We start from the raw sequence: 22,821 nt of genomic DNA on the forward strand, positions 1-22,821 counted from the left end.
CCTGGCTGCATGCTTGACGAATTTGTAGTATATTTTCGCCAAAAATTGCTTTTTTAGTAGTAAGGTTTCACCGCGTGCCCTTGCCGCGGTTTTTACGATCTCTACAAGACACCCATCATGGCACTTTCCGATTTTGACCTGGTTCTGTTCGGCGGCAGCGGCGACCTCGCGATGCGCAAGCTGCTGCCCGCGATGTTCTCGCGGGACGTTTGCGGCGACCTGCCGCCCACCGCGCGCATCGTCTGCGTTGGCCGGCACGAGAACACCACGGAAGAATTCATCGACATGGTCAACACCACGTCGCGCCCGCACATCAAGACCCCGAAGGTCACCGCCGAGAACTGGGAAAAGTTCACGAAGCGTATCGTGTACGTGGCCGTGGACGCCGCCGACCCGTCCAGCTACCGCGGCCTGGCCGACGCGCTGCGCACCGATGCAGGCCTGACCCGCGTGTATTACCTGGCCACGCCGCCGGCGCTGTTCGCGCAGATCTGCGACAACCTGAAGGAAAACGGCCTGGTCACGCCGAGTTCGCGCGTGGTGCTGGAAAAACCGCTGGGCCGCGACCTGGCCTCGGCCAAGCAGATCAACCGCGAAGTGGGCGAGGTGTTCGAGGAATCGCAGATCTACCGGATCGACCACTACCTGGGCAAGGAAACCGTGCAGAACCTGCTGGCGCTGCGGTTCGGCAACATCCTGTTCGAACCGCTGTGGCGCCGCGAATGGATCTCGGACGTGCAGATCACCATCGCCGAGAAACTGGGCGTGGGCAACCGGATCGGCTACTACGACACCTCGGGCGCGCTGCGCGACATGCTGCAGAATCACCTGCTGCAACTGCTGTGCATCGTGGCGATGGAACCGCCGGCATCGACCTCGCCGGACGCCGTGCGCGACGCCAAGCTGCAGGTGCTGCGCTCGCTGAAGCGCTTTACGCCCACCACACTGGCGCAGAACATCGTGCGCGGCCAGTACCGCGCCGGCCATGTCGACGGCCAGCCGGTGCCGAGCTACCGCGACGAGCCGGATGCGCCGCAGCAATCGCGCACCGAGACCTTCGTGGCGATGAAAGCGGAAATCGACACCTGGCGCTGGGCCGGCGTGCCGTTCTACCTGCGCACCGGCAAGCGCATGGCCGATGGCCTGGCCGAGATCGTGGTGCGCTTCAAGCAGATCCCCCATTCGATCTTCCAGCAGCCGACGTCGAGCTTCCAGCCGAACTCGCTGGTAATCCGCCTGCAGCCGGACGAAGGCCTGCGCATGAACCTGATGGCGAAGACGCCGGGCGAAGGCATGCGCCTGAAACCGGCCGAGCTGGAACTGGACTTCCGCGAATCGTTCAAGGCGCCGCGCATGGATGCCTACGAGCGCCTGCTGCTCGACGTACTGCGCGGCCAGCTCACGCTGTTCATGCGCGGCGACGAACTGGAAGCGGCATGGGAATGGGTCGAGCCGATCCTGACCAACTGGGAGCAGGACGACACGGCGCCGCTGCCGTATTCGTCGGGCACGTGGGGGCCGGCCGCCTCGTCGGCGCTGATCGGGCGCGACGGACTGCAGTGGCGCGAAGAAGCGCTCCCTGAAGATTAAGCCAGCCCATGCTTCTCGACTCCATCCGCACCCAGCTCGATTCGCTGTCCAAATCCGAGCGCAAGGTGGCACTGGCCGTGCTCGACAATCCCTCCCGCACGGTGAGCTCGAACATCACGGCGCTGGCGAAAAGCGCCCAGGTGTCCGAGCCTACCGTGGTGCGCTTCTGCCGCACGCTCGGCTACGACGGCTGGCACGAGTTCAAGCTGAAGCTGGCGCAGGGCCTGGCCGTGGCCCTGCCCGGCCTGAACGAGGCGCCGTCGCAGGACGATCTCGCCGCGGACCTGATCAACAAGATCTGCAGCCGCTCGATCAACACGCTGCTCGACCTGCGCAACAACCTGCACCACGAACCGGTGCAGCGCGCGCTGGACATCCTGTCGCTGGCCAACAAGATCGAGTTCTATGGCCAGGGTACCTCCGGCATCGTGGCGGCCGACGCGCAGCACAAGTTCTTCCGCTCCGGCGTGCCCACGGTGGCCTATTCCGATCCGGCCATCCACAACATCGCCGCCGCGCTGCTGCGCAAGGGCGATGCGCTGGTGGCCATTTCCCAGCGCGGCAACAGCCCGGCCCTGGTGCGCTCGGCGCAACTGGCGCGCGACGGCGGCGCGGACGTGATCGTGCTGGCGCCCTCCGGCACGCCGCTGGCCGACCTGGGCACGGTGCTGATCCCGATCGACCTGATCTTCAATACCGATCCGTACACGCCGATCTCGGCGCGGCTGGCCTACCTCGTCGTCATCGACGTGCTGGCCGTGGGGCTGGCACTGCAGCGCGGCCCGGAATTCCGCCGCAAGATGCAGAATGCGCAGAAGGCGCTGCAGGAGTTCGAAGTGCAGTTCGATTCGTTCATCGGCTGACGTCGTGTTTTCCCACGTGTTCTTCGGCGTCGCCGATTTCGACCGCGCGCTGGCGTTCTACGAGCCGCTGATGCGGATCCTCGGCATCGAACAGCGCTTCTGCGACCGCGCCCGCCCCTGGGCAGGATGGCAGAGCGCCAGCGACGATGCCCGCCCCCTGTTCCTGATCGGCGCCCCGCAGGACGGCCGGATGCACGAGGCAGGGAACGGTCAGATGGTGGCCTTCATGGCCGCGGACCGGGAAACCGTCCGGCAGGCCCATGCCGAAGCGCTGGCATGCGGCGGCAAGAGCGAAGGGGCGCCGGGATTGCGGCCCGACTACCATGCGCACTACTACGGCGCGTATTTCCGCGATCCGGACGGCAACAAGATCTGCGTGGTGTGCCACGCACCGCCGGCGTAGCCTGCGTCAGGCCGCCAGCGGCGAACGCGCCGCGCCCGGGCGCACGGTGTCTTCCACCAGCCGCGCCACCTGTTCCGCCGTGGCTGCCGCCAGCGTCCATCCCAGGTGGCCGTGGCCCGTGTTGTAGAACACCCCTGGCGCCTTCCCTCTTCCCACTTTCGGCAGCAGGTCCGGCATCATCGGCCGCAGCCCGGCCCATGGCTTCACGTCCGTCGTGCGCACGCCGGGGAATTCACGGTGCACCCAGTCCACCAGCGGGCGGATGCGGTCGTGTCGGATGTCGCGGTCGAAGCCGGCGAATTCCGCGGTGCCGGCGATGCGGAAGCGGTCGGCGCCAAACCTGCTGGCCACCAGCTTCGGCGCATCGTCGACCAGGCTGACGGTGGGCGCGGCGGCCCGGCTGGCCGCGTCGGCCAGGTGCACGGTGATCGAGTAACCCTTGACGGGGTAGACGTCGATCCGGTCGCCGGCCATCCGGCCCAGCGCGCGGCTGGCCGTGCCGGCGCAGATCACGATGCCGTCGAAGCGTTGCGTGCCGGTGCCGTCCCCGTCGCGCAAGGTGAGCGCGACGCCGTCGCCCTGCTCCGCCAGCGCCAGCACCTCGCGCCCGCACAGCAGTTGCACGCCGCGGCGCACGCAGGCGGCGGCCAGGCCGGTGGTGAAGCGGTGGATGTCGCCGCTGCTGTCGCTGTCCGTGTAGCAGCCGCCGTAGTAGTTCCCGCTCAGCGCGGGTTCGATGGCGCGCATTTCCGACGGCGTCACCGCCTGCCGGACCAGCCCCGCCTGCGCCAGCAGCCGCGAGACCTGCTGCGCATGGCCGAAGCCGGCCTTGTCGCGGTAGAGATGGAGAATGCCTTCGCGGCGCAGGTCGAAGTCGATGCCCTCGTCCGCCGCCCACGCGAACAGGTGCTCGCGCGCGGCCACGGCCATGCGGGCCAGCGCCACCGTGTTGTCGCGGTAGCGCGGCATCGCCGCCACGAACTTCGCCAGCCATGACACCTTGTGCCAGGTGGGCGCCGGGTGCAGCAGCAGCGGCGCATCCGTCTGCATCATCCACTTCAGTCCCTTGCGCAGCGTGGACGGGTGATTCCACACCTCCGCATGCGACGCCGACAACTGGCCGCCGTTCGCATACGAAGTCTCCATCGCCGGGTAGCGATGCCGCTCGATGACTGTGACCGAAAAGCCACGCCGCGCCAGCGCGTAAGCCGTGGTGACGCCGGTAACCCCGGCGCCGATGACTGCGATGTGTTTCATGGTGGACGGGCCTGTGCAGAGTGGCGCAAGGATACCCGAGTTGTCGGAATGTTTCCAAACTTCGGGGTCAGACCCCGATTCCAGGAAATATTTCCCAAAACCGGGGTCTGACCCCGGTTTCAAGAAATATTTGTGGCGGCGCGATTCGGTACAATTGCGGTTTTCCCCTCATCGCCTGGCCCAGTCATGAATCAACTCGAACAGCTCAAGCAGTACACCAAAGTCGTTGCCGATACCGGCGATTTCCAGTCGATCAAGGCGTATACGCCGCGCGACGCCACCACTAATCCTTCGCTGATCCTGAAGGCGGTACAGAAGGATGAATACAAGCCGCTGCTGGAAAAGGCCGTGCGCGACAACCCGCACGCTTCCACCGGCGAAGTGATCGACAAGCTGCTGATCGCCTTCGGCGGCGAGATCCTGAAGATCGTTTCCGGCCGCGTGTCCACCGAAATCGACGCGCGCCTGTCGTTCGACGTGGAAGCCAACGTGGCCAAGGGCCGCGAACTGATCGACCTGTACGAGCGCGCCGGTTTCGACCGCGAGCGCGTGCTGATCAAGATCGCTTCCACCTGGGAAGGCATCAAGGCCGCCGAGATCCTGGAAAAGGAAATGATCCACACCAACCTGACGCTGCTGTTCTCGCTGCCGCAGGCGATCGCCTGCGCCGAAGCGGGCGTGCAGCTGATCTCGCCGTTCGTCGGCCGTATCTACGACTGGTACAAGAAGCAGACCGGCATCGACTACCAGGGTGCCGAAGACCCGGGCGTGCAGTCCGTGAAGAAGATCTACAACTACTTCCGCAAGTTCGGCTACGAGACCGAAGTGATGGGCGCCAGCTTCCGCAATACCAGCCAGATCCTGGAACTGGCCGGCTGCGACCTGCTGACGATCAGCCCGGACCTGCTGCAGAAGCTGGCCGATTCGACCGCCCCGGTCGAGCGCAAGCTGACCCCCGACAGCGCCGGCGCGATGGCGAAGATCTCCGTCGACGAGAAAACCTTCCGCTTCATGCTGAACGAAGATGCGATGGCCACCGAAAAACTGGCCGAAGGCATCCGCGCCTTCTGCGCCGACTCGGGCAAGCTGAAGCAGATCATTGCCGGCATGCGCTAAGCCGCATCGGCCTGCGGGCGACACAACGTCGCTCATCAGTCGTCAACTTGCAACAAGAAAGGGAGCTTCGGCTCCCTTTCTTTTTATGGTCTTATGCGAAAACGTTATCCTGGCTGTTATAAAATAACTATCGCACCCATCCGCAGTTCCGCCGCCCTGCCGTTCTTTCGCGAGACATCGTCCATGATCCATGTCGCACGTTGCACGCCTGTCGCTGTCGCCGTCCTGTCGTTGTCGCTGCTTGCCGCTTGCGGCAAGGAGGAAGCAGCTCCCCCCGCTCCACCGCCCCCTACCGTTTCGGTGATCACCGTGTCGCCTGCCGCCGTGCCCGTCACGGATGAGCTGCCCGGCAGGGTGGAAGCGTTCCGGGTGGCACAGGTGCGGGCGCGCACGCCGGGCATCGTGCTGAAACGGGAATTCGAGGAAGGCTCGGACGTGAAAGCCGGCCAGGTGCTGTTCCGCATCGACCCGGCCGAATTCAGGGCCGGCTTCGCCAGTGCCGAGGCGGCCGTGCAGAAGGCCGAGGCCAACCTGGCACAGGCCAACCTGCGCGAAAAGCGCTACAAGCCGCTGCTGGCCGCGCAGGCGGTCAGCCAGCAGGAATACGACGACGCGGTGACGGCGCAGAAGCAGGCCGCCGCCGACCTGGCCACCGCCAAGGCCGCGCGCCAGACCGCCGGCCTGACGCTGGGCTACGCGACGGTGACGGCGCCGATCGCCGGCCGCGTGGGCCGCGCGCTGGTGACCGAGGGCGCGCTGGTCGGCCAGGGCGAAGCGACGCCGATGGCGCTGGTCCAGCAGCTCGATCCGATCTACGTGACGGTAACGCAATCGGCCACCGAGCTGCAGCAGCTGCGCCAGGCGCTGGCCAGCGGCCGCCTGAAGAGCGTGGGCAGCGAGGCGGCGCGCGTGACCCTGATGCTGGAAACGGGCGAGCCATACCAGGCCGCCGGCAAGCTGCTGTTCTCGGACGCTTCAGTCGACGAAAGCACCGGCACGGTGTCGCTGCGGGCCCAGTTCCCGAATCCGAAACGCGCGCTGTTGCCGGGCATGTACGTGCGCGCCCGCCTCGAACAGGGTATCGACGAAGCCGCGATCACGGTGCCGCAGCAGGCCATCGTGCGCGGCGCGGAGGGCGCTTCCGTGATGATCGTGGGTGCCGACAACAAGGTGATCGCCCAGCCGGTGAAGGCCGAGGCTTCGGTGGGCAACAAGTGGGTCGTCAGCGAAGGCCTGAAAGGCGGCGAGCGGATCATCGTCGAAGGCTTCCAGAAAGCCAAGCCCGGCTCGCCCGTCACGCCGCAGGCATGGCAGCCGGCACAGCAGGGTTCCCAGCCGGCAGCGGCAGCCAAGGGGACGTAGATGCCACGCTTCTTCATCGACCGGCCCGTGTTCGCATGGGTGATCGCGCTGTTCATCCTGCTCGGCGGCGCGCTGGCCATCACGGTCCTGCCGATTGCCCAGTACCCCACCATCGCGCCGCCGTCGATCGTGGTCACGGCCAACTACCCCGGCGCCACCGCCCAGGTGCTCGACGATGCCGTGACCAGCGTGATCGAGCAGGAAATGAACGGCGCCGAAGGCCTGCAGTACGTGGAATCGGAGAGCAACGCGGCCGGCGGCGTGACGATCACCGTCACGTTCCTGCCCGGTACCGATCCGGACATCGCCGCGGTGGACGTGCAGAACCGCATCAAGCGTGTCGAGTCGCGGCTGCCGCAGGCCGTCACGCAGCAGGGGGTGCAGGTCAACAAGTCGCGCTCGAACATCCTGATGTTCGTCGGCGTGTACTCGACCGACGGGCGCATGGACCCGAACGCGATCGGCGACTACATGGCGCGCAATGTCGTCAACGAGATCAAGCGCATTCCCGGCGTGGGCCAGGCGCAGCTGTTCGGTTCCGAGCGCGCGCTGCGCGTGTGGGTCGATCCCAACAAGCTCACCGGCTTCAAGCTGAACATGGGCGACGTGACGGCGGCGATCCGCGCGCAGAATGCCCAGGTCACGTCCGGCACGATCGGCGACCTGCCGAATCCGACGACACAGACCTACCAGGCGCCGGTGGTCGTCACGGGCCAGCTGACGTCGATCGAGCAGTTCTCCAAGGTGGTGCTGCGCGCCAATCCGGACGGCTCCACGGTACGGCTGGGCGACGTGGCGCGCCTGGAACTGGGCGGCTCCAGCTACAACATCAGCGCGCGCCTGAACGGCCAGCCGTTCGTGGCGATCGCCGTGCAGCAGTCGCTGACCGGCAACGCTCTGGCAACGGCGGACCTGGTGAAAGCCAAGATGGAGGAGCTGCAGAAGTTCTTCCCGCCCGGCCTGAAATACACGGTGCCCTACGATACCTCGACCTTCGTGCGCATCTCGATCGAGGAAGTGGTCAAGACGCTGCTGGAGGCGGTGCTGCTGGTGTTCATCGTGATGTACGTGTTCCTGCAGAATTTCCGCTACACGATCATCCCCACCATCGTGGTGCCGGTCGCGCTGATGGGTACCTTCGCAGTGATGCAGATGGCCGGCTTCTCGATCAACGTGCTGACCATGTTCGGCATGGTGCTGGCGATCGGCATCCTGGTCGACGACGCCATCGTGGTGGTCGAGAACGTCGAGCGCATCATGAGCGAGGAAGGCCTGTCGCCGCGCGATGCCACGCGCAAGGCGATGACGCAGATCACCGGGGCGATCATCGGCATCACGCTGGTGCTGATCGCCGTGTTCGTGCCGATGGCCTTCTTCGGCGGCGCGGTGGGCGCGATCTACCGGCAGTTCTCGCTGTCGATGGTGGCGGCGATGGCGTTCTCGGCGCTGATGGCGCTGACGCTGACGCCGGCGCTGTGCGCCACGATGCTGAAACCCGTCGAGAAAGGCCACCACGTGGAGAAGCGCGGCTTCTTCGGCTGGTTCAACCGCACGTTCGCGAAAACCGCCACCGGCTACCAGGGCATGGTGGCGAAGATCATCGCCGGCACCGGACGCTGGATGCTGGTCTTCGCCTTGCTGCTGGCATTGGTGGCATGGCTGTACGTGCGGCTGCCGTCGTCGTTCCTGCCGAACGAGGACCAGGGCTACATCATCACCAACGTGCAGCTGCCGCCGGGCGCCTCGCGTTCGCGCACCGACGCGGTGCTGGCGAAGGTGGATGCGTATTTCCGCCAGCAGCCGGAAGTGGCGCGCACCATCGCGGTGGCCGGCTTTTCGTTCTCGGGCAACGGCCAGAACGCCGGCCTGGTGTTCGTTCCGCTGAAGGACTGGAGCGAGCGGGGCAAGGATCAGTCGGCCGACGCGCTGGCCGGGCGCGCCTTCGGTGCGCTGTCCGGCATCGCCGATGCCATCGTGTTCCCGCTGTCGCCGCCGCCGATCCGCGAGCTGGGCAACGCCACCGGCATCACGGCGCGGCTGCAGGACCGCAGCTCGCTGGGCCATGAAGCCCTGATGAACGCCCGCAACCAGCTGCTGGACATGGCCGGCAAGAGCAAGGTGCTCAGCGGCGTGCGGCCAGAAGGGCTGGAAGACGCCCCGCAGCTGCAGGTGGACATCGACCGCGAGAAGGCGCAGGCGCTGGGCCTCTCCTTCGCCGACATCAACACCACGCTGTCCGCGGGGCTGGGTTCGTCGTACGTGAACGACTTCAACAGCAACAACCGCCAGCAGCGCGTGATCGTGCAGGCCGAGCAGAACCGGCGCATGCAGCCGGAAGACATCCTGCGCCTGAACGTGCGTTCCGGCACGGGCGGCAACATGGTGCCCTTCTCCGCCTTCGCCACCACGCGCTGGATCAACGGCCCGGTGCAGCTGGTGCGCTACAACGGCTACCCGGCAATCAAGCTGACCGGCAACGCCGCGCCGGGCTACAGCACCGGCGATGCGATGGCCGAGCTGGAGCGGCTGGCCGCGCAGCTGCCGCCGGGCTTCGGCATCGACTGGACCGGGCAGTCGCTGGAAGAACGCACTTCCGGCGCGCAGGCACCGATGCTGTTCGCGCTGTCGCTGCTGGCCGCCTTCCTGGTGCTGGCCGCGCTGTACGAAAGCGAATCGATCCCGATCGCCGTGCTGCTGGTGGTGCCGCTGGGCGTGCTGGGCGCCCTGCTCGGCGCCCACCTGCGCGACCTTCCGAACGACGTGTACTTCAAGGTGGGCCTGATCGCCATCATCGGGCTGTCGGCCAAGAACGCGATCCTGATCATCGAATTCGCCAAGGACCTGCAGGCGCAGGGCATGGGCCTGACCGAGGCCACGCTGGAAGCGGTGCACCTGCGCTTCCGGCCGATCATCATGACGTCGCTGGCGTTCATCCTGGGCGTGCTGCCGCTGGTGGTGGCCAGCGGGGCCGGTTCGGCCAGCCAGCGGGCAATCGGCACCGGCGTGATGGGCGGCATGATCACGGCCACCGTGCTGGCGGTATTCCTGGTGCCCGTCTTCTTCGTCGTGATTCGCCGCATCTTCAAGGGCAGCGAGCGGCAGCGCCGCCTCGCCGCGCATGAAATGGACCTTCCGGAGACTAAACCGTGAAACCGCTTTTGCCGCGCACCGCCGGGGCCCTGCTGGCCGCCGGCGCATTGTCGATCTTGTTGCCGGCGTGTTCGCTGGCGCCGAAGTACGAGCGCCCGGCCGCGCCGGTGGCAGCCGATTTCCCTGCCTCGGAAGCCGTCGCGGACGGCAAGGGGGCGCCGCCGGCCATGGCCGATGCGAAGAGCGCCGTCGATACGGGCTGGCGCGAGTTCTTCCCCGACGGGCGGCTGCAGGCGCTGATCGCGACCGCGCTGGACAACAACCGCGACCTGCGCACGGCCGCCCTGCGCATCGAGGAAGCGCGTGCCACTTACCGCGTGACGCGCGCCGACCGCCTGCCGAACCTGAACGCCGGCCTGACCGGCACGCGGGCGCGCACGCCGGGCTTCCTGAACCCGGCCACGGGCGAGCCGGCCATCGCCGAACGCTTCGAAGCCGGCCTGTCGCTTGCCGCGTTCGAACTCGACTTCTTCGGCCGCGTGCGCAGCCTGTCGGAAGCGGCACTGGCCAGTTACCTGGCCAGCGACGAGGCGCGCCAGGCGGCGCAGATCAGCATCGTGGCCGAAGTGGCCAAGGCCTATTTCACGGAGCGCGCCTTCGCCGAGCAGCTGGCACTGGCGCAGCGCACGTATGAAGCGAGGCGCCGCACGTTCGAGCTGACGCAGCAGCGGCTGGAGGCCGGCGCGTCGTCGCTGCTCGACCTGCGCTCGAACGAAACGCTGATGGAAACGGCGCGCGCATCGGCGCTGGCGCTGGCCCGGCAGCGGGCACAGGCCGCCAACGCGCTGACCTTGCTGGTGGGCGCGCCGCCGGCCCAGCCCGCGGCGGAAACCGCCGGCACGATGGCCGACGATGCCCGGATCGACGCGATGAGCGCCGTGCCGGCCGGCCTGCCGTCGGACTTGATCACGCGCCGGCCCGACATCCGCGCCGCCGAGCAGCGGCTGATCGCCGCCAACGCCAACATCGGCGCGGCGCGTGCCGCGTTCTTCCCGCGCATTTCGCTGACGGCGGCGATCGGCAGCGCCAGCCCGGAATTCTCGCAGCTGTTCGACGGCGGCAACGACACCTGGTCGTTCGTGCCGCAGCTGACCCTGCCGATCTTCGACGCCGGCCGCAACCGCGCCAACCTGACGCTCTCCGAGGTGCGCAGGAACATCGCCGTGGCCGATTACGAACGCACGATCCAGGCCGCGTTCCGCGAAGTGGCCGATGCGCTGGCCGCGCGCAGCTACCTTGGCGACCAGGTGGCCGCCCAGCGGGCGATCCAGGATGCCCAGGCCGAGCGGCTGCGCCTGCTCACGCTGCGCTTCGAGAACGGCGTGGCCAGCTCGCTGGACGTGCTCGACGCGCAGCGCGAACTGTTCTCGGCCGAGCAGGAGCTGGTGCAGGCGCGGCTGCTGCGCACCACCAGCGCCATCGACCTGTACCGGGCGCTGGGGGGCGGGCTGCGCTGATCGATCGCAGGCGCTGCCTTACAATGCGCCATGGACTCACCGATCACCATCCGCCTCGGCGCACGCGCCCGCCGGCGCATCGCGGCCGAAGGCTTGCAACCCGCCGACATTGCCATCATCCCCGCCGCCGCGGGCGGGCCGAAAGGCCTGATCCTGAACGGCATCGACACCTGGCTGTGCGGCGACTGGCTGCCACGCGCGCCGCGCGAACGGCGCCTGATCGGCGCCTCGATCGGCGCCTGGCGGATGGCTGCGATGGCGTTCGCCGACCCCGTGGCGGCGCACAAGCGGCTGGCTTACCACTACACGCACCAGACCTACCCCGCCAGGGTGGACGCCGTGTACGTCAGCCGCACGGTACGCGGGCTGCTGGATGAAGTGCTCGCCGGGCATGGCGAAGAAGTGCTCGCCCATCCGCATCACCGGGTGACCGTGATTACCGCGCGCGGCATCGGGCCGCTGGCCGCTACCGGCGGCGTGCGCTGGCGCGAACTGGCGGGCTTCATCCGCGCCGCGGCCGGCAATGCGGTCTCGCGCAGCCGGCTGGCGCGCGGCATGGAGCGCGTGCTGTTTCATGATGCGCGCGACGACGGCGCCTGGCTGCGCGAACGCTTCGATGCGTTTACGTCGCACTTCGTCGGCCTGGACGCCGCCAACCTGCGCGGCGCATTGCTGGCATCCGGCTCGATTCCGCTCGTGCTCGAAGCGGTGCGCGACATCCCCGGCGCGCCGCCGGGCACCTACTGGGACGGCGGCCTGGTCGACTATCACCTGCACCTGCCGTACCAGCGCGACCCGGGCCTGGTGCTGTACCCGCACTTCACCGACTACATCGTGCCCGGCTGGCTCGACAAGTCGCTGCCATGGCGCCGCGCCCGCGCGCAGGCCGGTGACCTCGCGCTCGAGAATGTGATCCTGGTCTCGCCGTCGCCATCGTTCGTGGCCCGGCTGCCGAACCGCAAGCTGCCGGACCGGAACGACTTCAAGCATTACGGGCAAGACCATGCGGCCCGCATCCGCGACTGGACGCGTGCGATCGGCGAAAGCGAGCGGATGGCCGAGGCACTGGCCAGGTGGGCGGAGAAGCCCGATCTGAAAGTGGCAGCGTCGTTCTGACGCTTCAGGGCATGGCTCCGACGGCCGCCCCCTGCTTCCCCGTCAGCCGAGGAAGATCTGCTGCAGGTCGTTCAGGAACCGGTGTCCCAGTTCGGTGGGGCGGATGACGGCGTGGTCGCGGTAGATCAGGCCCTTTGCTTCCGCCGCGTTCAGCTGCTTCTCGATCGTGTTCAGCGCCAGCCCGGTGCGTTCGGTGAACAGGTTGGGCGCGAAGCCTTCCTGCAGGCGCAGTGCATTGAGCATGAACTCGAAGCCCATCTCGTCACGCGGGATTTCATTTTCTTCCTGTATCGGCGTGCCGTTCGCCATCTGTTCCATGTACGACTTCGGCTGCTTGTAGCGCGCCTGGCGCAGCACGCGGTGCGGGAACGACAGCTTGGAATGCGCGCCTGCGCCGATGCCGAGGTAGTCGCCGAACTGCCAGTAGTTCAGGTTATGCTTGGCCCGGTGGCCGGGCCGCGCATAGGCCGACACCTCGTAGTGGCCGTAGCCCGCCGCGCCGGTCATCCCGGCGACCAGGTCCTGCATGTCGGCGCTGGTGTCGTCGTCCGGTAGTTCGGGCGGGTACTTGGCGAACACCGTGTTCGGTTCCATCGTCAGGTGGTACAGCGACAGGTGCGGCGGCTGGAATGCCAGTGCCGTGGCCAGGTCTTCGCGGGCCTCGTCCAGTGTCTGCGACGGCAGCGCGTACATCAGGTCGAGGTTGAAGTTGTCGAAGGTGGCGTGGGCGATGTCGACTGCGCGGCGCGCTTCGCCGTCATCGTGGATGCGGCCCAGCGCTTGCAGGTGCCGCGCGTTGAAGCTCTGGATGCCGATCGACAGGCGGTTGATGCCGCTGGACCGGTAGCTGCGGAATTTCTCGACCTCGAAGGTGCCGGGGTTGGCTTCCATCGTGATCTCGGCATCGCCGTCCAGCGGCAGCAGGGTGCGCAGGTCGGACAGCAGGCGGTCGAGGCCAGCGGCGGACATCAGGCTCGGCGTGCCGCCGCCGATGAATACCGTGTGGATCTTGCGGCCCCAGATCAGCGGCAACGCCATTTCCAGGTCCAGGCGCAGCGCGTCGAGGTACTGCTTCTCGGGCACCTCGCCCTTGGCTTCGTGCGAGTTGAAGTCGCAGTACGGGCATTTGCGCACGCACCAGGGCCAGTGGATATACAGCGACAACGGCGGCAGCGCGGCCAGGTTCAGCGCGCCCGGCTGCAGGTATTGCGCGGCCACGCCAGCCGCGGCATCGATCGTGCGCGCCGGCGTGGCGCTCTTGCCGGCGCCGACGGGTTTGATGGGGATCATTTCAGTTTTTCCACCAGTGCGCGCAGCGCCTGGCCGCGGTGCGACAGGCGGTTTTTCTCATCCGGCGCCAGTTCCGCGGTGGTCTTGCCCAGCTCGGGGATATAAAAGTGCGGATCGTAGCCGAAGCCGCCCGCGCCGCGCGGTTCGGCCTGGATCACGCCGCGCCAGACACCGTCGGCGATCACCGGCTGCGGATCGTCGGCATGGCGCACGAACACCAGCACGCAGTAATAATAAGCCGACTTGTCGTCATGCTGCGCCAGGTCGGCGACCAGCTTCGCGCTGTTGGCGGCATCGGACTTCGGCTCGCCCGCGTAGCGCGCCGAGTAGACGCCGGGCGCGCCGCCGAGCGCGTTGACGCAGACGCCCGAGTCGTCGGCCAACGCCGGCAGGCCGGTCAGCCGCGATGCATGGCGCGCCTTCTGCAGCGCGTTCTCGACAAAGGTGTGGAACGGCTCGTCCGCTTCCGGCACGTTGAATTCGCCCTGCGCGTGCACCTCGAAGCCGACGGTGGACAGCAGCGCGTCGAATTCCTTCAGTTTGCCCGCGTTGTTCGAGGCAAGGATGAGTTTCTGGGTCATTGGATAAAATCCGGGACGGACCCTGTTTTTCAGGAAATTTCCTCAAAAACAGGGTCCGTCCCCAATTTGGGTTGGGGCGGTATTTTACCCCGCCAGACCCAGTTCCCGCTTCTGCAGCCGGATCAGGTCGGCGATGCCGGCGTCGGCGAGGTCCAGCAGCCGGTTCATCGTGGCGCGGTCGAAGGCGGCGCCTTCGGCGGTGCCTTGCACTTCGACGAAGTGGCCGGCGTCCGTCATGATCACGTTCATGTCGGTGTCGCAGGCGGAATCTTCCGGGTAGTCCAGGTCCAGCACCGGGGTGCCCTGGAAGACGCCGACCGAAATCGCGGCGACGAAGTGTTTGACCGGCACGGCAGGGATCGCGCCCTTCTCCACCAGTTTCGCGAACGCGTCGTACGCGGCGACCATCGCGCCGGTGATCGATGCGGTGCGGGTGCCGCCGTCGGCCTGGATCACGTCGCAGTCAAGGTGCAGCGTGCGTTCGCCGAACGCCTGCAGGTCGAACGCGGCGCGCAGCGAGCGGCCGATCAGCCGCTGGATTTCCTGCGTGCGGCCGCTCTGCTTGCCCCTGGCCGCTTCGCGGTCCATGCGCGAGTGGGTCGAGCGGGGCAGCATGCCGTATTCGGCCGTCAGCCAGCCCTGTCCTTTACCCTTCAGGAAGCCCGGCACTTTCTCCTCGATGCTGGCGGTGCAGATCACCTTGGTGTCGCCGCATTCGATCAGCACCGAACCTTCGGCATGCTTGGTGTACTGGCGGGTCAGGCGCACGGTGCGCAACTGGTCGACGGCGCGGCCGCTGGGGCGGGTGTCAATGGTCATGGATGCTTTTTTCGCTTTCTGTCTGAGTAATTATTTGAGTAACCGGGAGGATTTTTCGATCGCCAGGCGGATCTCGGCAATGGCCCGGTCGATTTCGGCTTCGTCGAACGGATCGGCCGGCGCAATCGTGGTGCCGTGTCCACCGCTGGCAAGCGATTCGGTGGAGATCATCGTCGACCCGGCGGCGCATTGTGCACCGGCAGGCGCATCGGCGGAGTCCTGCCAGGCGATCGCCAGGCCGGTGACGTTATCGCTGCCGGCGCCCGAGACGCGCAGCGCATCGCGCAGCAGCCCGGGAACGGCACGCTCGACGGGGCCGGTGGACAGCGCTGCCACCAGCTCTTCTTCCGGCAGCACGGCCCACAACCCATCGGAGCATAACAGCATCACATCGCCGCGCTCCAGGCGGGCCGGCCGCGACAGCTCGACCTTCGGCGCGCCATCCGCGCCCAGGCAGTTATACAGCTTGTTGCGGTCCGGATGCGTATGGCGTGCCGATTCCGGCACGCGGCCGGCATCGATCAGTTTCTCGATGTGCGAATGGTCGCGCGTGCGCGCCAGCACGCGCCCGCCGCGCAGCAGGTACAGCCGCGAGTCGCCGCAGTGCGCCCAGGTTGCCGTGTTGTGCTGCACGACGCAGGCGACGATCGTGGTGCGGGGCGTTTCCGGCATGCCGTGCGCCACGGCATGCCGGTGTATTTCGCGGTGCGCCGCATGGCATGCATCTTCCAGGAAGCGCTCCGGTCCCTTGACGTAAGGATCGGCCTGCTGCTGGAACAGCGCGGAAATCGTCCGCAGCGCGATGGTGGCAGCCACTTCGCCGCGCGGGTGGCCGCCCATGCCGTCCGCCAGTACCAGCAGCAGCGCATCGCGGGTGTAGCTGTAGCCCATCCGGTCCTGGTTCATGCCGCGCCCGCCGATGTGGCTTTCCTGGTAGACGGAGAATCGCATGGCGCGCTATCCCCGCACCGTGTCGGCCGCATCGCCGCGACGCCGTGCCCGCAGGCGGCGCGCCAGCATGCGCAGGCGGGCAAACGTTCCCGCCTGGCCCGGCGCCGATGGCGGCGCAGCGCTCTCCAGCGCCTGCAAGGCCTTCTGCATTTCAAACAGGCTTTGCGGGCGGGCCAGCGGATCGGGCGCCAGCGCACGGCGCACCAGCGCCACCAGTGCCGGCGGATAGCGTTCGGCCAGCTCAGCGAAATGCTGTTCCATCCGGTCTGCCTTGCGCCGCTCCTCCGCCGGCTGCGGCGGCGCGCCGGCCATGCAGGCGAACATGGCCGCGCCGATGCCGTAGGCGTCGGTCCATGGGCCCAGCGGCGAGGTCTTGATCGTCAGTTCGGGGGCGGCAAAGCCGGGCGTGTACATCGGTGTCAAGGTCAGCGCGCCGGAATCGATGGTGCGGCGCGCCGCGCCGAAATCAAGCAGCAGCGGCGTACCATCGCTGCGCAGGTAAATATTGGCGGGCTTTAAATCGAGATGCAGCAGGCCGTTGGCATGCACTTCGCGCAATCCCTTCAATACCTGGATGAAAACCTGGCGGATAAATGCCGCGCCGATTTGACCGCCTTTCGCGCGCTGTCGCGAGATTTGGTCCTGCAAGGTGTGGCCCGATTCATACGCCATTACCATGTACACGGTATCGTGCGCACGGAAGAAATTCAGTACCCGCACCACATTGGGATGGGCGATTTTCGCCAGCGCCCGGCCTTCTTCGAAAAAGCATTTCAGGCCAAGCCGGAACACCGGCAGGTTTGCCGCTGAAACGGCCGGCGCCAGTTCGCCCTCTTGACGCAATGCCAGCGCGCTTGGTAGATATTCCTTGATGGCGACCGCATTGCCTTCGGCGTCATAGGCAAGGTAGACAATACTGAACCCGCCGGACGCAATTTTCTTTACAATGCGGTATCCAGCTAACTCCAGCCCATCCGGCAACGGGACGTTGTTTTGTGCAGCCATGCATTTCCTCGCCTCAACTAACGCCACTAAACCGGATTGTGTGGACAAAATCAAGCATTTGTAAAGACCAAATCGGGGATATCCATTGAGCATTTCCAGCATGACGGGCTACGCGGTTGCCACCAGCGAAAGCGCGGCGGGAACTCTGACCATTGAAATCAAGAGCGTCAATTCCCGTTTTCTCGACCTTCAATTCCGCATCAACGACGATCTGCGCGCGCTCGAACCCGACCTGCGCGCGGCGATCATGGCCGCCATCACGCGCGGCAAGGTGGAAATCAGGTTGAGTTTCGGCCGCAAGGCCGCCGGTGCCGGCACCCAGGCGCTGAATATCCCCCTGCTTAATGAACTGGCCCGCCTGCAAAGCGAGGTCACCACGCATTTCGCCGCCGCGCACGCGATGTCGGTGGCCGAGCTGCTGCGCTGGCCCGGCGTCGTCGAGGAAGCCCAGATCGGCCAGGAAACGCTGCAGGCCGACATGGCCGCGCTGATGGCGAAGACGGTCGAATCCTTCGTCGGCAGCCGCCAGCGCGAAGGCGCCGCGCTGGAAGCGATGCTGGTCTCTCGCATCGAGGCAATGGAAGGCATCGTCAGGCGCATCACGCCGCTGATCCCGCAAGTGGTGGCGGCGTTCCAGCAAAAGGCGATCGAGCGCATGCAGGAAGCGCTGGGCCTGGCGTCGCAGGGATCGAATGCGGCGCTGTCGCGCCAGGATGCGATGGAGCGCATTCGCCAGGAAGTGATCCTGTATGGCATCCGCATCGACGTGGCCGAGGAACTGGGCCGGCTGTCTGCGCACCTTTCCGAAACGCGGCATATCCTGAAAAAGGGCGGCCAGGTCGGCAAGCGCCTCGATTTCATGATGCAGGAACTGAACCGCGAAGCCAATACGCTGGGCGCGAAAGCCTCCGTCAAGGAACTGGCGGACGCATCGATGGAGTTGAAGCTGCTGATCGAGCAGATGCGCGAACAGGTTCAGAACCTGGAATAACGCGCTGTGGGCAGGTGAAAATATCGGTTGCCCTTGGTAAAATACGCCTTTTGGGCCACCGCCCGCGAATCGGAATTGAACATGAATCAACACTTCTCCGGCAGCCTGTTCATGGTTGCGGCCCCTTCCGGCGCCGGCAAGTCCACCCTGGTCAACGCGCTGCTGGCGCAGGAACCGACGATCAAGCTGTCGATTTCGACGACGACGCGGCCGCCGCGCCCGGGCGAAGAGCATGGCCGCGAGTATTTCTTCACGACTAACGAGGATTTCATTGCCCGCGCCGACGCCGGCGAGTTCCTTGAATGGGCCGAAGTGCATGGCAATTACTACGGCACGTCGCGCCTGTTCGTCGAAGAGCAGATGCGGGCCGGCACCGATATTCTGCTGGAAATCGACTGGCAGGGCGCGCGGCAGGTGAAGAAGCAGTTCCCCCAGGCGGCCGGCATTTTCATCCTGCCGCCCTCGATCGCGGCGCTGGAAGAGCGGCTGCACAAGCGCGGCCAGGACGAACCGCATGTGATCACGCGGCGACTGCTGGCGGCCGGCGGCGAAATCGCCCACGCTCCCGAGTTCGAGTATGCTATTATCAATGAAGAGTTCCCGGTCGCCTTGCTTGAGCTGAGTGCGATCGTCCGATCGGCCCGTTGCCGGTTTGCGCAACAGGCGGCCCGCAATGCATCGCTGTTTGCCCAGTTGGGCATTCACGCCGAACAGCACGATTGACGGTATTCCGAGACAGCATTTCACGGTTTCCGACAGAATTTTCGGCAGTATTTTCGAAACAGCGTTCCCGGGTCAGCGTTTTTCAAGACAGCGTCCCAGGATAGCGTTTCCATAAAGCGTTTCAATTTATCCTTTCCAGAATTAGCCCAGGAGTTACCATGGCCCGTATTACGATCGAAGATTGCCTGCAAAATGTGCCGAACCGCTTCCAGCTGACCCTGGCCGCCACCTACCGCGCCCGCCAGCTGCTGCAGGGCCACACCCCGAAGGTGGAAGCCAAGGACAAGCCGACCGTGCTCGCGCTGCGCGAGATCGCTGCCGGCAAGGTCGGCATCGAGATGCTGAAAAAGGTTCCGATGTAAATTTGGTACCCCGGATTCACCGCACCGCCACAGGTTCACCAGTTGAATTACACTGCGAACACCATGAACCTGAACTCCACTGAATCCGGCATCACTGAGCGCCCCGTTTCCCGGGGCCGCCGTTCGGCCGCCCGGCCGGACGCCGATGCCGGCCAGACCCCTGCCATTTCCACGTCTCCCCTCGCCGCGCCAGTCACGCCCGCAGGCGTTGCCACGATCAGCCACCTCACCGAAAAGCTTGCCGAGTACATGACCGAGGCCGACCTGAAGAAGGTCAAGGAAGCCTACCGGTTCTCGGACGAGATGCACCTTGGCCAGGTGCGCAAGTCGGGCGAGCCGTATATTTCGCACCCGATCGCGGTGGCCGAGATCTGCGCCGACTGGAAGCTCGATGCCCAGGCGCTGATGGCGGCGCTGCTGCATGACGTGATGGAAGACCAGGACGTCAAGAAGGAAGAGCTGATCGAGCGCTTCGGCGCGCCGGTCGCGCAACTCGTCGACGGCCTGTCGAAGCTGGAAAAGATCGAATTCCAGAGCCAGATCGAGGCGCAGGCGGAAAACTTCCGCAAGATGCTGCTGGCAATGGCCTCGGATGTCCGCGTCATCCTGATCAAGCTGGCCGACCGGCTGCACAATATGCGCACGCTGGACGTGATGGCGCCTGCCAAGAAGCAGCGCATCGCCAAGGAAACGATGGAAGTCTACGTGCCGATCGCGCACCGCCTCGGCCTGAACAACATCTACCGCGAACTGCAGGACCTGTCGTTCTCGCATCTGCATCCGCTGCGCTACACCGTGCTGGCCAAGGCCGTGAAGGCCGCGCGCGGTAACCGGCGCGAAGTGGTCGGCAAGATCCTCGACTCGGTGAAGAACACGCTCGGCATGGCCGGCATCCACGCCGAAGTGTATGGCCGCGAGAAAACGCTGTACGGCATCTACAAGAAGATGCGCTCGAAGCACCTGACGTTCTCGCAGGTGCTCGATGTGTACGGCTTCCGCGTCGTCGTCGACAGCTTCTCGAACTGCTACGTGGCGCTGGGCACGCTGCATTCGCTGTACAAGCCGATGCCGGGCAAGTTCAAGGACTATATCGCCATCCGCAAGCTGAACGGCTACCAGTCGCTGCACACCACGCTGATCGGTCCGTACGGCACGCCGGTGGAATTCCAGATCCGCACGCAGGAAATGCACCGTACCGCCGAATCTGGCGTGGCGGCGCACTGGCTGTACAAGAACAGCGACGCCAACATGTCGGACATGCAGCAGCGCACCCACGCGTGGCTGCAATCGCTGCTCGACATTCAACAGCAGACGGGCGACTCGGCCGAATTCCTCGAGCACGTCAAGGTCGACCTGTTCCCGGACTCCGTGTACGTCTTCACGCCGAAGTCGAAGATCATCGCGATGCCGCGCGGCGCCACGCCGATCGATTTCGCCTACGCGATCCACACGGGCATCGGCGACCACACCGTTTCCGTGACGATCAACGGCGAACCCGCGCCGCTGCGTGCCGAGCTGCGCAACGGCGATATCGTCGAAGTGGAAACCGACCCGAACTCGCGGCCGAGCCCGAGCTGGCTGAGTTTTGTCCGCACCGGCAAGGCCCGTTCGGCGATCCGCCATCACCTGCGCACCATCAACCTGCCCGAATCGATCGGGCTGGGCCGGCAACTGCTGCAGCAGGCGCTCGCCGCCATCAGCATCTCGCCGGACTTGCCAGACGCGCTGGTGGAACGGCTGCTGAACGAATCGTCGGCCAAGTCGATGGACGAGCTGCATGCCGACATCGGCATCGGCAAGCGGATGGCCGCGCTGGTGGCGCGGCATGTGTTCGGCCTGCTGGGCGGCGAATCGGCATCGATGCCGATCGACCACAACTCGGCGGCCGACCTGGACCCGGTCACGATCTACGGCAGCGAAGGGGTTTCCGTGCAGCTGGCGGCATGCTGCCTGCCGATCCCCGGCGACCAGATCATCGGCCAGCTGCGGCGCGACCAGGGCCTGCAGGTGCACACCTCGGATTGCAGCGTGGCGCGGCGCCAGCGCCAGAAGGAACCGGACCGCTGGATCGCCGTCAAGTGGGGCACGGAACTGAACCGCCGCTTCGACAGCCGCATCCGCCTGCTGATCAACAACGAAAAAGGCATCCTCGCGCGCGTGGCCGCCGAGATCGGCGAATCCGACGGCAACATCACTTTCGTCGGCATGGACGAGGACAACGACCACGTGCTGCACCAGCTGCGCTTCACCATCCAGGTGAAGGACCGGGTCCACCTGGCCGGCCTGCTGCGCAATGTGCGCAAGGTCACCGGCGTGAACCGGGTATCGCGCGAACGGGGATAAATAACAGGAACGCAAATATAGGGACGGACCCTGTTTTTCAGGAAATTTCCTGGAAAACAGGGTCCGTCCCTATTTATTTGTTCGCGGCCGGCCTCGCAATGGCGGCGGTGATCCCGGGACGGTATCGGCGGCTGTCGCTTTTCGAATATCGTCGAACAATCGCTCATCCGCGCTATTGAACAGCCGTCGGTAGTAATCCGCCCTTCCCTGCATCGTGCTGCCAAGGTCCAGGTACAACTGATGCGGCCGCACCAAGTCATCGTGTCGCAAGCCCGCATTTTCGCGGTAGCTGGACCATGGATACTGGGCAACGCTATCGACCATTGCGGCGCGGACGGGATTGAGCTCGACGTACTTCTGGCAGATGATCAGGTATTTTTCCGTCGGCACCGGGCACGACTTGAAGCGGCCTTCCCAAACGGTGCCCGTGCGCTCCAGCCGCTCGTTCAGGTATTGGGTGTGGTGCTGAGCGAGTGCCTTCATGAACTCGCCTACGGTGTCCGGCTGTTCGAACGAGATGAGCAGGTGCACATGATTGGTCATCAATACATATGCATGCACTGATATATCCATTAGTTCGATATTCTTGCGCATGCAGTAGAGATAGGTACGATAGTCCGCATCGACATGGAAACATGGCTGCCGATTGTGTCCTCGCTGGGTGATATGTAAAGGAACTCCAGGCAGCAGCAGGCGAGCGCGGCGTGGCATGACAACTCCCGTTATGTAAGTCGCCAGACTTTGCCACTCAAACCACGGACGGGAGCTGAGCCGCGTCAGCAAAACAAAAACCAGAAAAATAGGGACGGACCCTGTTTTCCAGGAAATTTCCCCAAAAACAGGGTCCGTCCCTATTTCTTGGGTCCGTCCCTATTTCTTATTCCGCCGCTGGGTAACTCACTTCCAGTATCTCCAGCTCCTCCACTCCGGTCGGCGTGTGCAGCGTGACGGTGTCGCCTTCGCGCGCCTTGGTGATCGTGCGGGCGATGGGGGAGATCCAGCTGACCTTGCCCTTCAGCGGGTCGAATTCGTCGATGCCGACGATCGTGATGGTATTTTCCACGCCGTCCTGGTTGCTGTAGGTGACGGTGGCGCCGAAGAAGATCTGGTCGCTGCCGTGGTGCACGCTGGGGTCCACCACTTCGGCCAGGTCGAGCCGCTTCGTCAGGAAGCGGATGCGGCGGTCGATTTCGCGCAGGCGCCGCTTGCCGTAGATGTAGTCGCCGTTTTCCGAGCGGTCGCCGTTCGAGGCGGCCCAATGCACGACCTTCACCACTTCGGGCCGCTCGACATCGATCAGCTGCAGCAGCTCGTCCTTGATGCGGCGGTAGCCGGTGGGGGTGATGTAGTTCTTCGCGCCGGCAGGAATCGGCGGCGCCAGCTGGACGTCGTCGTCATCGTCCTGCTCGGTTTCTTTCACAAAAGCTTTGTTCATGGGGGTG

General features: G+C 65.6%; 20 protein-coding genes. 12 read left to right on the forward strand and 8 right to left on the reverse strand.

Going from position 1 to position 22,821, the window contains the following annotated elements:
* Positions 1-117 precede the first annotated feature (117 nt).
* The 3 genes from zwf to ACY34H_RS24795 are packed head-to-tail and all read left to right on the forward strand — an operon-like array spanning position 118 to position 2,856.
* Complete coding sequence (gene zwf / locus ACY34H_RS24785) at positions 118-1,590, forward strand: glucose-6-phosphate dehydrogenase (protein ID WP_464980131.1); 1,473 nt, start codon at positions 118-120, stop codon at positions 1,588-1,590.
* 8 nt (positions 1,591-1,598) lie between these two features.
* Positions 1,599-2,453 carry an SIS domain-containing protein gene (locus tag ACY34H_RS24790; RefSeq protein WP_130187991.1) on the forward strand — a complete coding sequence of 285 codons (855 nt, stop codon included), beginning with the start codon at positions 1,599-1,601 and terminating at the stop codon, positions 2,451-2,453.
* Positions 2,454-2,457: 4 nt separating this feature from the next.
* The gene (locus ACY34H_RS24795) at positions 2,458-2,856 is read left to right on the forward strand and encodes a VOC family protein (RefSeq protein WP_464980132.1); all 399 of its coding nucleotides are present in this window, start codon (positions 2,458-2,460) and stop codon (positions 2,854-2,856) included.
* Between the two features lie 6 nt (positions 2,857-2,862).
* On the opposite strand, the gene ACY34H_RS24800 is transcribed toward ACY34H_RS24795, so the two are convergent.
* Positions 2,863-4,113, reverse strand: coding sequence for a D-amino acid dehydrogenase (locus ACY34H_RS24800; RefSeq protein WP_464980133.1), 1,251 nt, complete (start codon positions 4,111-4,113; stop codon positions 2,863-2,865).
* 186 nt (positions 4,114-4,299) lie between these two features.
* Here ACY34H_RS24800 and tal point away from each other — a divergent pair, with 186 nt between their 5' ends.
* The 5 genes from tal to ACY34H_RS24825 all read left to right on the forward strand — a co-directional run bounded on the left by tal (position 4,300) and on the right by ACY34H_RS24825 (position 12,314).
* Entirely contained in the window at positions 4,300-5,229 is a 930-nt protein-coding gene (gene tal, locus ACY34H_RS24805; RefSeq protein WP_464980134.1) for a transaldolase, read from the forward strand.
* A gap of 183 nt (positions 5,230-5,412) precedes the next feature.
* A complete protein-coding gene (locus ACY34H_RS24810) occupies positions 5,413-6,591 on the forward strand; it encodes an efflux RND transporter periplasmic adaptor subunit (RefSeq protein ID WP_464980135.1) in 1,179 nt (392 codons plus the stop codon).
* Positions 6,592-9,741 (forward strand): efflux RND transporter permease subunit, encoded by a 3,150-nt coding sequence (locus tag ACY34H_RS24815; protein ID WP_464980136.1) that lies wholly within the window; start codon positions 6,592-6,594, stop codon positions 9,739-9,741.
* Positions 9,738-11,198: an efflux transporter outer membrane subunit gene (locus tag ACY34H_RS24820; RefSeq protein WP_464980137.1), complete on the forward strand. Its 1,461-nt coding sequence runs from the start codon at positions 9,738-9,740 to the stop codon at positions 11,196-11,198. Before ACY34H_RS24815 ends, ACY34H_RS24820 begins: the two co-directional genes overlap by 4 nt.
* A gap of 30 nt (positions 11,199-11,228) precedes the next feature.
* Positions 11,229-12,314 (forward strand): patatin-like phospholipase family protein, encoded by a 1,086-nt coding sequence (locus ACY34H_RS24825; protein ID WP_464980138.1) that lies wholly within the window; start codon positions 11,229-11,231, stop codon positions 12,312-12,314.
* Positions 12,315-12,356: 42 nt separating this feature from the next.
* On the opposite strand, the gene hemW is transcribed toward ACY34H_RS24825, so the two are convergent.
* The 5 genes from hemW to ACY34H_RS24850 form a co-directional block, all read right to left on the reverse strand.
* Complete coding sequence (gene hemW, locus ACY34H_RS24830; RefSeq protein WP_464980139.1) at positions 12,357-13,604, reverse strand: radical SAM family heme chaperone HemW; 1,248 nt, start codon at positions 13,602-13,604, stop codon at positions 12,357-12,359.
* Positions 13,601-14,185, reverse strand: coding sequence for an RdgB/HAM1 family non-canonical purine NTP pyrophosphatase (gene rdgB / locus ACY34H_RS24835; protein ID WP_464980140.1), 585 nt, complete (start codon positions 14,183-14,185; stop codon positions 13,601-13,603). The genes hemW and rdgB overlap by 4 nt, the downstream gene beginning before the upstream one ends.
* Before the next feature lie 84 nt (positions 14,186-14,269).
* On the reverse strand, positions 14,270-15,004 hold the full coding sequence (gene rph / locus ACY34H_RS24840; protein WP_464980141.1) for a ribonuclease PH: 735 nt from the start codon (positions 15,002-15,004) through the stop codon (positions 14,270-14,272).
* Positions 15,005-15,034: 30 nt separating this feature from the next.
* Positions 15,035-15,955, reverse strand: a complete 921-nt coding sequence (locus ACY34H_RS24845) for a PP2C family protein-serine/threonine phosphatase (RefSeq protein WP_464980142.1) — start codon at positions 15,953-15,955, stop codon at positions 15,035-15,037.
* Between the two features lie 6 nt (positions 15,956-15,961).
* Positions 15,962-16,960 (reverse strand): serine/threonine-protein kinase, encoded by a 999-nt coding sequence (locus ACY34H_RS24850; protein WP_464980157.1) that lies wholly within the window; start codon positions 16,958-16,960, stop codon positions 15,962-15,964.
* 100 nt (positions 16,961-17,060) lie between these two features.
* Here ACY34H_RS24850 and ACY34H_RS24855 point away from each other — a divergent pair, with 100 nt between their 5' ends.
* The 4 genes from ACY34H_RS24855 (at position 17,061) to ACY34H_RS24870 (ending at position 21,379) form a co-directional block, all read left to right on the forward strand.
* Positions 17,061-17,951 (forward strand): YicC/YloC family endoribonuclease, encoded by an 891-nt coding sequence (locus ACY34H_RS24855; RefSeq protein ID WP_464980158.1) that lies wholly within the window; start codon positions 17,061-17,063, stop codon positions 17,949-17,951.
* Positions 17,952-18,032: 81 nt separating this feature from the next.
* Positions 18,033-18,674 (forward strand): guanylate kinase, encoded by a 642-nt coding sequence (gene gmk, locus ACY34H_RS24860; RefSeq protein WP_464980143.1) that lies wholly within the window; start codon positions 18,033-18,035, stop codon positions 18,672-18,674.
* 158 nt (positions 18,675-18,832) lie between these two features.
* Positions 18,833-19,036, forward strand: a complete 204-nt coding sequence (gene rpoZ, locus ACY34H_RS24865; protein WP_131144361.1) for a DNA-directed RNA polymerase subunit omega — start codon at positions 18,833-18,835, stop codon at positions 19,034-19,036.
* Between the two features lie 63 nt (positions 19,037-19,099).
* Positions 19,100-21,379 (forward strand): RelA/SpoT family protein, encoded by a 2,280-nt coding sequence (locus ACY34H_RS24870; RefSeq protein WP_464980144.1) that lies wholly within the window; start codon positions 19,100-19,102, stop codon positions 21,377-21,379.
* 69 nt (positions 21,380-21,448) lie between these two features.
* Here the strand turns inward: ACY34H_RS24870 and ACY34H_RS24875 are convergent, their stop codons facing one another.
* Positions 21,449-22,090: a transposase gene (locus tag ACY34H_RS24875; RefSeq protein ID WP_464980145.1), complete on the reverse strand. Its 642-nt coding sequence runs from the start codon at positions 22,088-22,090 to the stop codon at positions 21,449-21,451.
* Between the two features lie 166 nt (positions 22,091-22,256).
* A complete protein-coding gene (greB, locus tag ACY34H_RS24880; protein WP_464980146.1) occupies positions 22,257-22,814 on the reverse strand; it encodes a transcription elongation factor GreB in 558 nt (185 codons plus the stop codon).
* Between the last annotated feature and the right edge of the window lie 7 nt (positions 22,815-22,821).

The sequence above is a fragment of the Pseudoduganella sp. jia 9 genome, assembly GCF_055502615.1.

Bases quoted from the DNA above. Each gene is read 5' to 3' on its own strand.
- zwf (WP_464980131.1), top strand. From the start codon at position 118: ATGGCACTTTCCGATTTTGACCTGGTTCTGTTCGGCGGCAGCGGCGAC.
- ACY34H_RS24790 (WP_130187991.1), top strand. From the start codon at position 1,599: ATGCTTCTCGACTCCATCCGCACCCAGCTCGATTCGCTGTCCAAATCC.
- ACY34H_RS24800 (WP_464980133.1), bottom strand. From the start codon at position 4,113: ATGAAACACATCGCAGTCATCGGCGCCGGGGTTACCGGCGTCACCACG.
- tal (WP_464980134.1), top strand. From the start codon at position 4,300: ATGAATCAACTCGAACAGCTCAAGCAGTACACCAAAGTCGTTGCCGAT.
- ACY34H_RS24810 (WP_464980135.1), top strand. From the start codon at position 5,413: ATGATCCATGTCGCACGTTGCACGCCTGTCGCTGTCGCCGTCCTGTCG.
- ACY34H_RS24815 (WP_464980136.1), top strand. From the start codon at position 6,592: ATGCCACGCTTCTTCATCGACCGGCCCGTGTTCGCATGGGTGATCGCG.
- ACY34H_RS24825 (WP_464980138.1), top strand. From the start codon at position 11,229: ATGGACTCACCGATCACCATCCGCCTCGGCGCACGCGCCCGCCGGCGC.
- hemW (WP_464980139.1), bottom strand. From the start codon at position 13,604: ATGATCCCCATCAAACCCGTCGGCGCCGGCAAGAGCGCCACGCCGGCG.
- rdgB (WP_464980140.1), bottom strand. From the start codon at position 14,185: ATGACCCAGAAACTCATCCTTGCCTCGAACAACGCGGGCAAACTGAAG.
- rph (WP_464980141.1), bottom strand. From the start codon at position 15,004: ATGACCATTGACACCCGCCCCAGCGGCCGCGCCGTCGACCAGTTGCGC.
- ACY34H_RS24845 (WP_464980142.1), bottom strand. From the start codon at position 15,955: ATGCGATTCTCCGTCTACCAGGAAAGCCACATCGGCGGGCGCGGCATG.
- ACY34H_RS24850 (WP_464980157.1), bottom strand. From the start codon at position 16,960: ATGGCTGCACAAAACAACGTCCCGTTGCCGGATGGGCTGGAGTTAGCT.
- ACY34H_RS24855 (WP_464980158.1), top strand. From the start codon at position 17,061: ATGACGGGCTACGCGGTTGCCACCAGCGAAAGCGCGGCGGGAACTCTG.
- gmk (WP_464980143.1), top strand. From the start codon at position 18,033: ATGAATCAACACTTCTCCGGCAGCCTGTTCATGGTTGCGGCCCCTTCC.
- rpoZ (WP_131144361.1), top strand. From the start codon at position 18,833: ATGGCCCGTATTACGATCGAAGATTGCCTGCAAAATGTGCCGAACCGC.
- ACY34H_RS24870 (WP_464980144.1), top strand. From the start codon at position 19,100: ATGAACCTGAACTCCACTGAATCCGGCATCACTGAGCGCCCCGTTTCC.
- ACY34H_RS24875 (WP_464980145.1), bottom strand. From the start codon at position 22,090: ATGCCACGCCGCGCTCGCCTGCTGCTGCCTGGAGTTCCTTTACATATC.
- greB (WP_464980146.1), bottom strand. From the start codon at position 22,814: ATGAACAAAGCTTTTGTGAAAGAAACCGAGCAGGACGATGACGACGAC.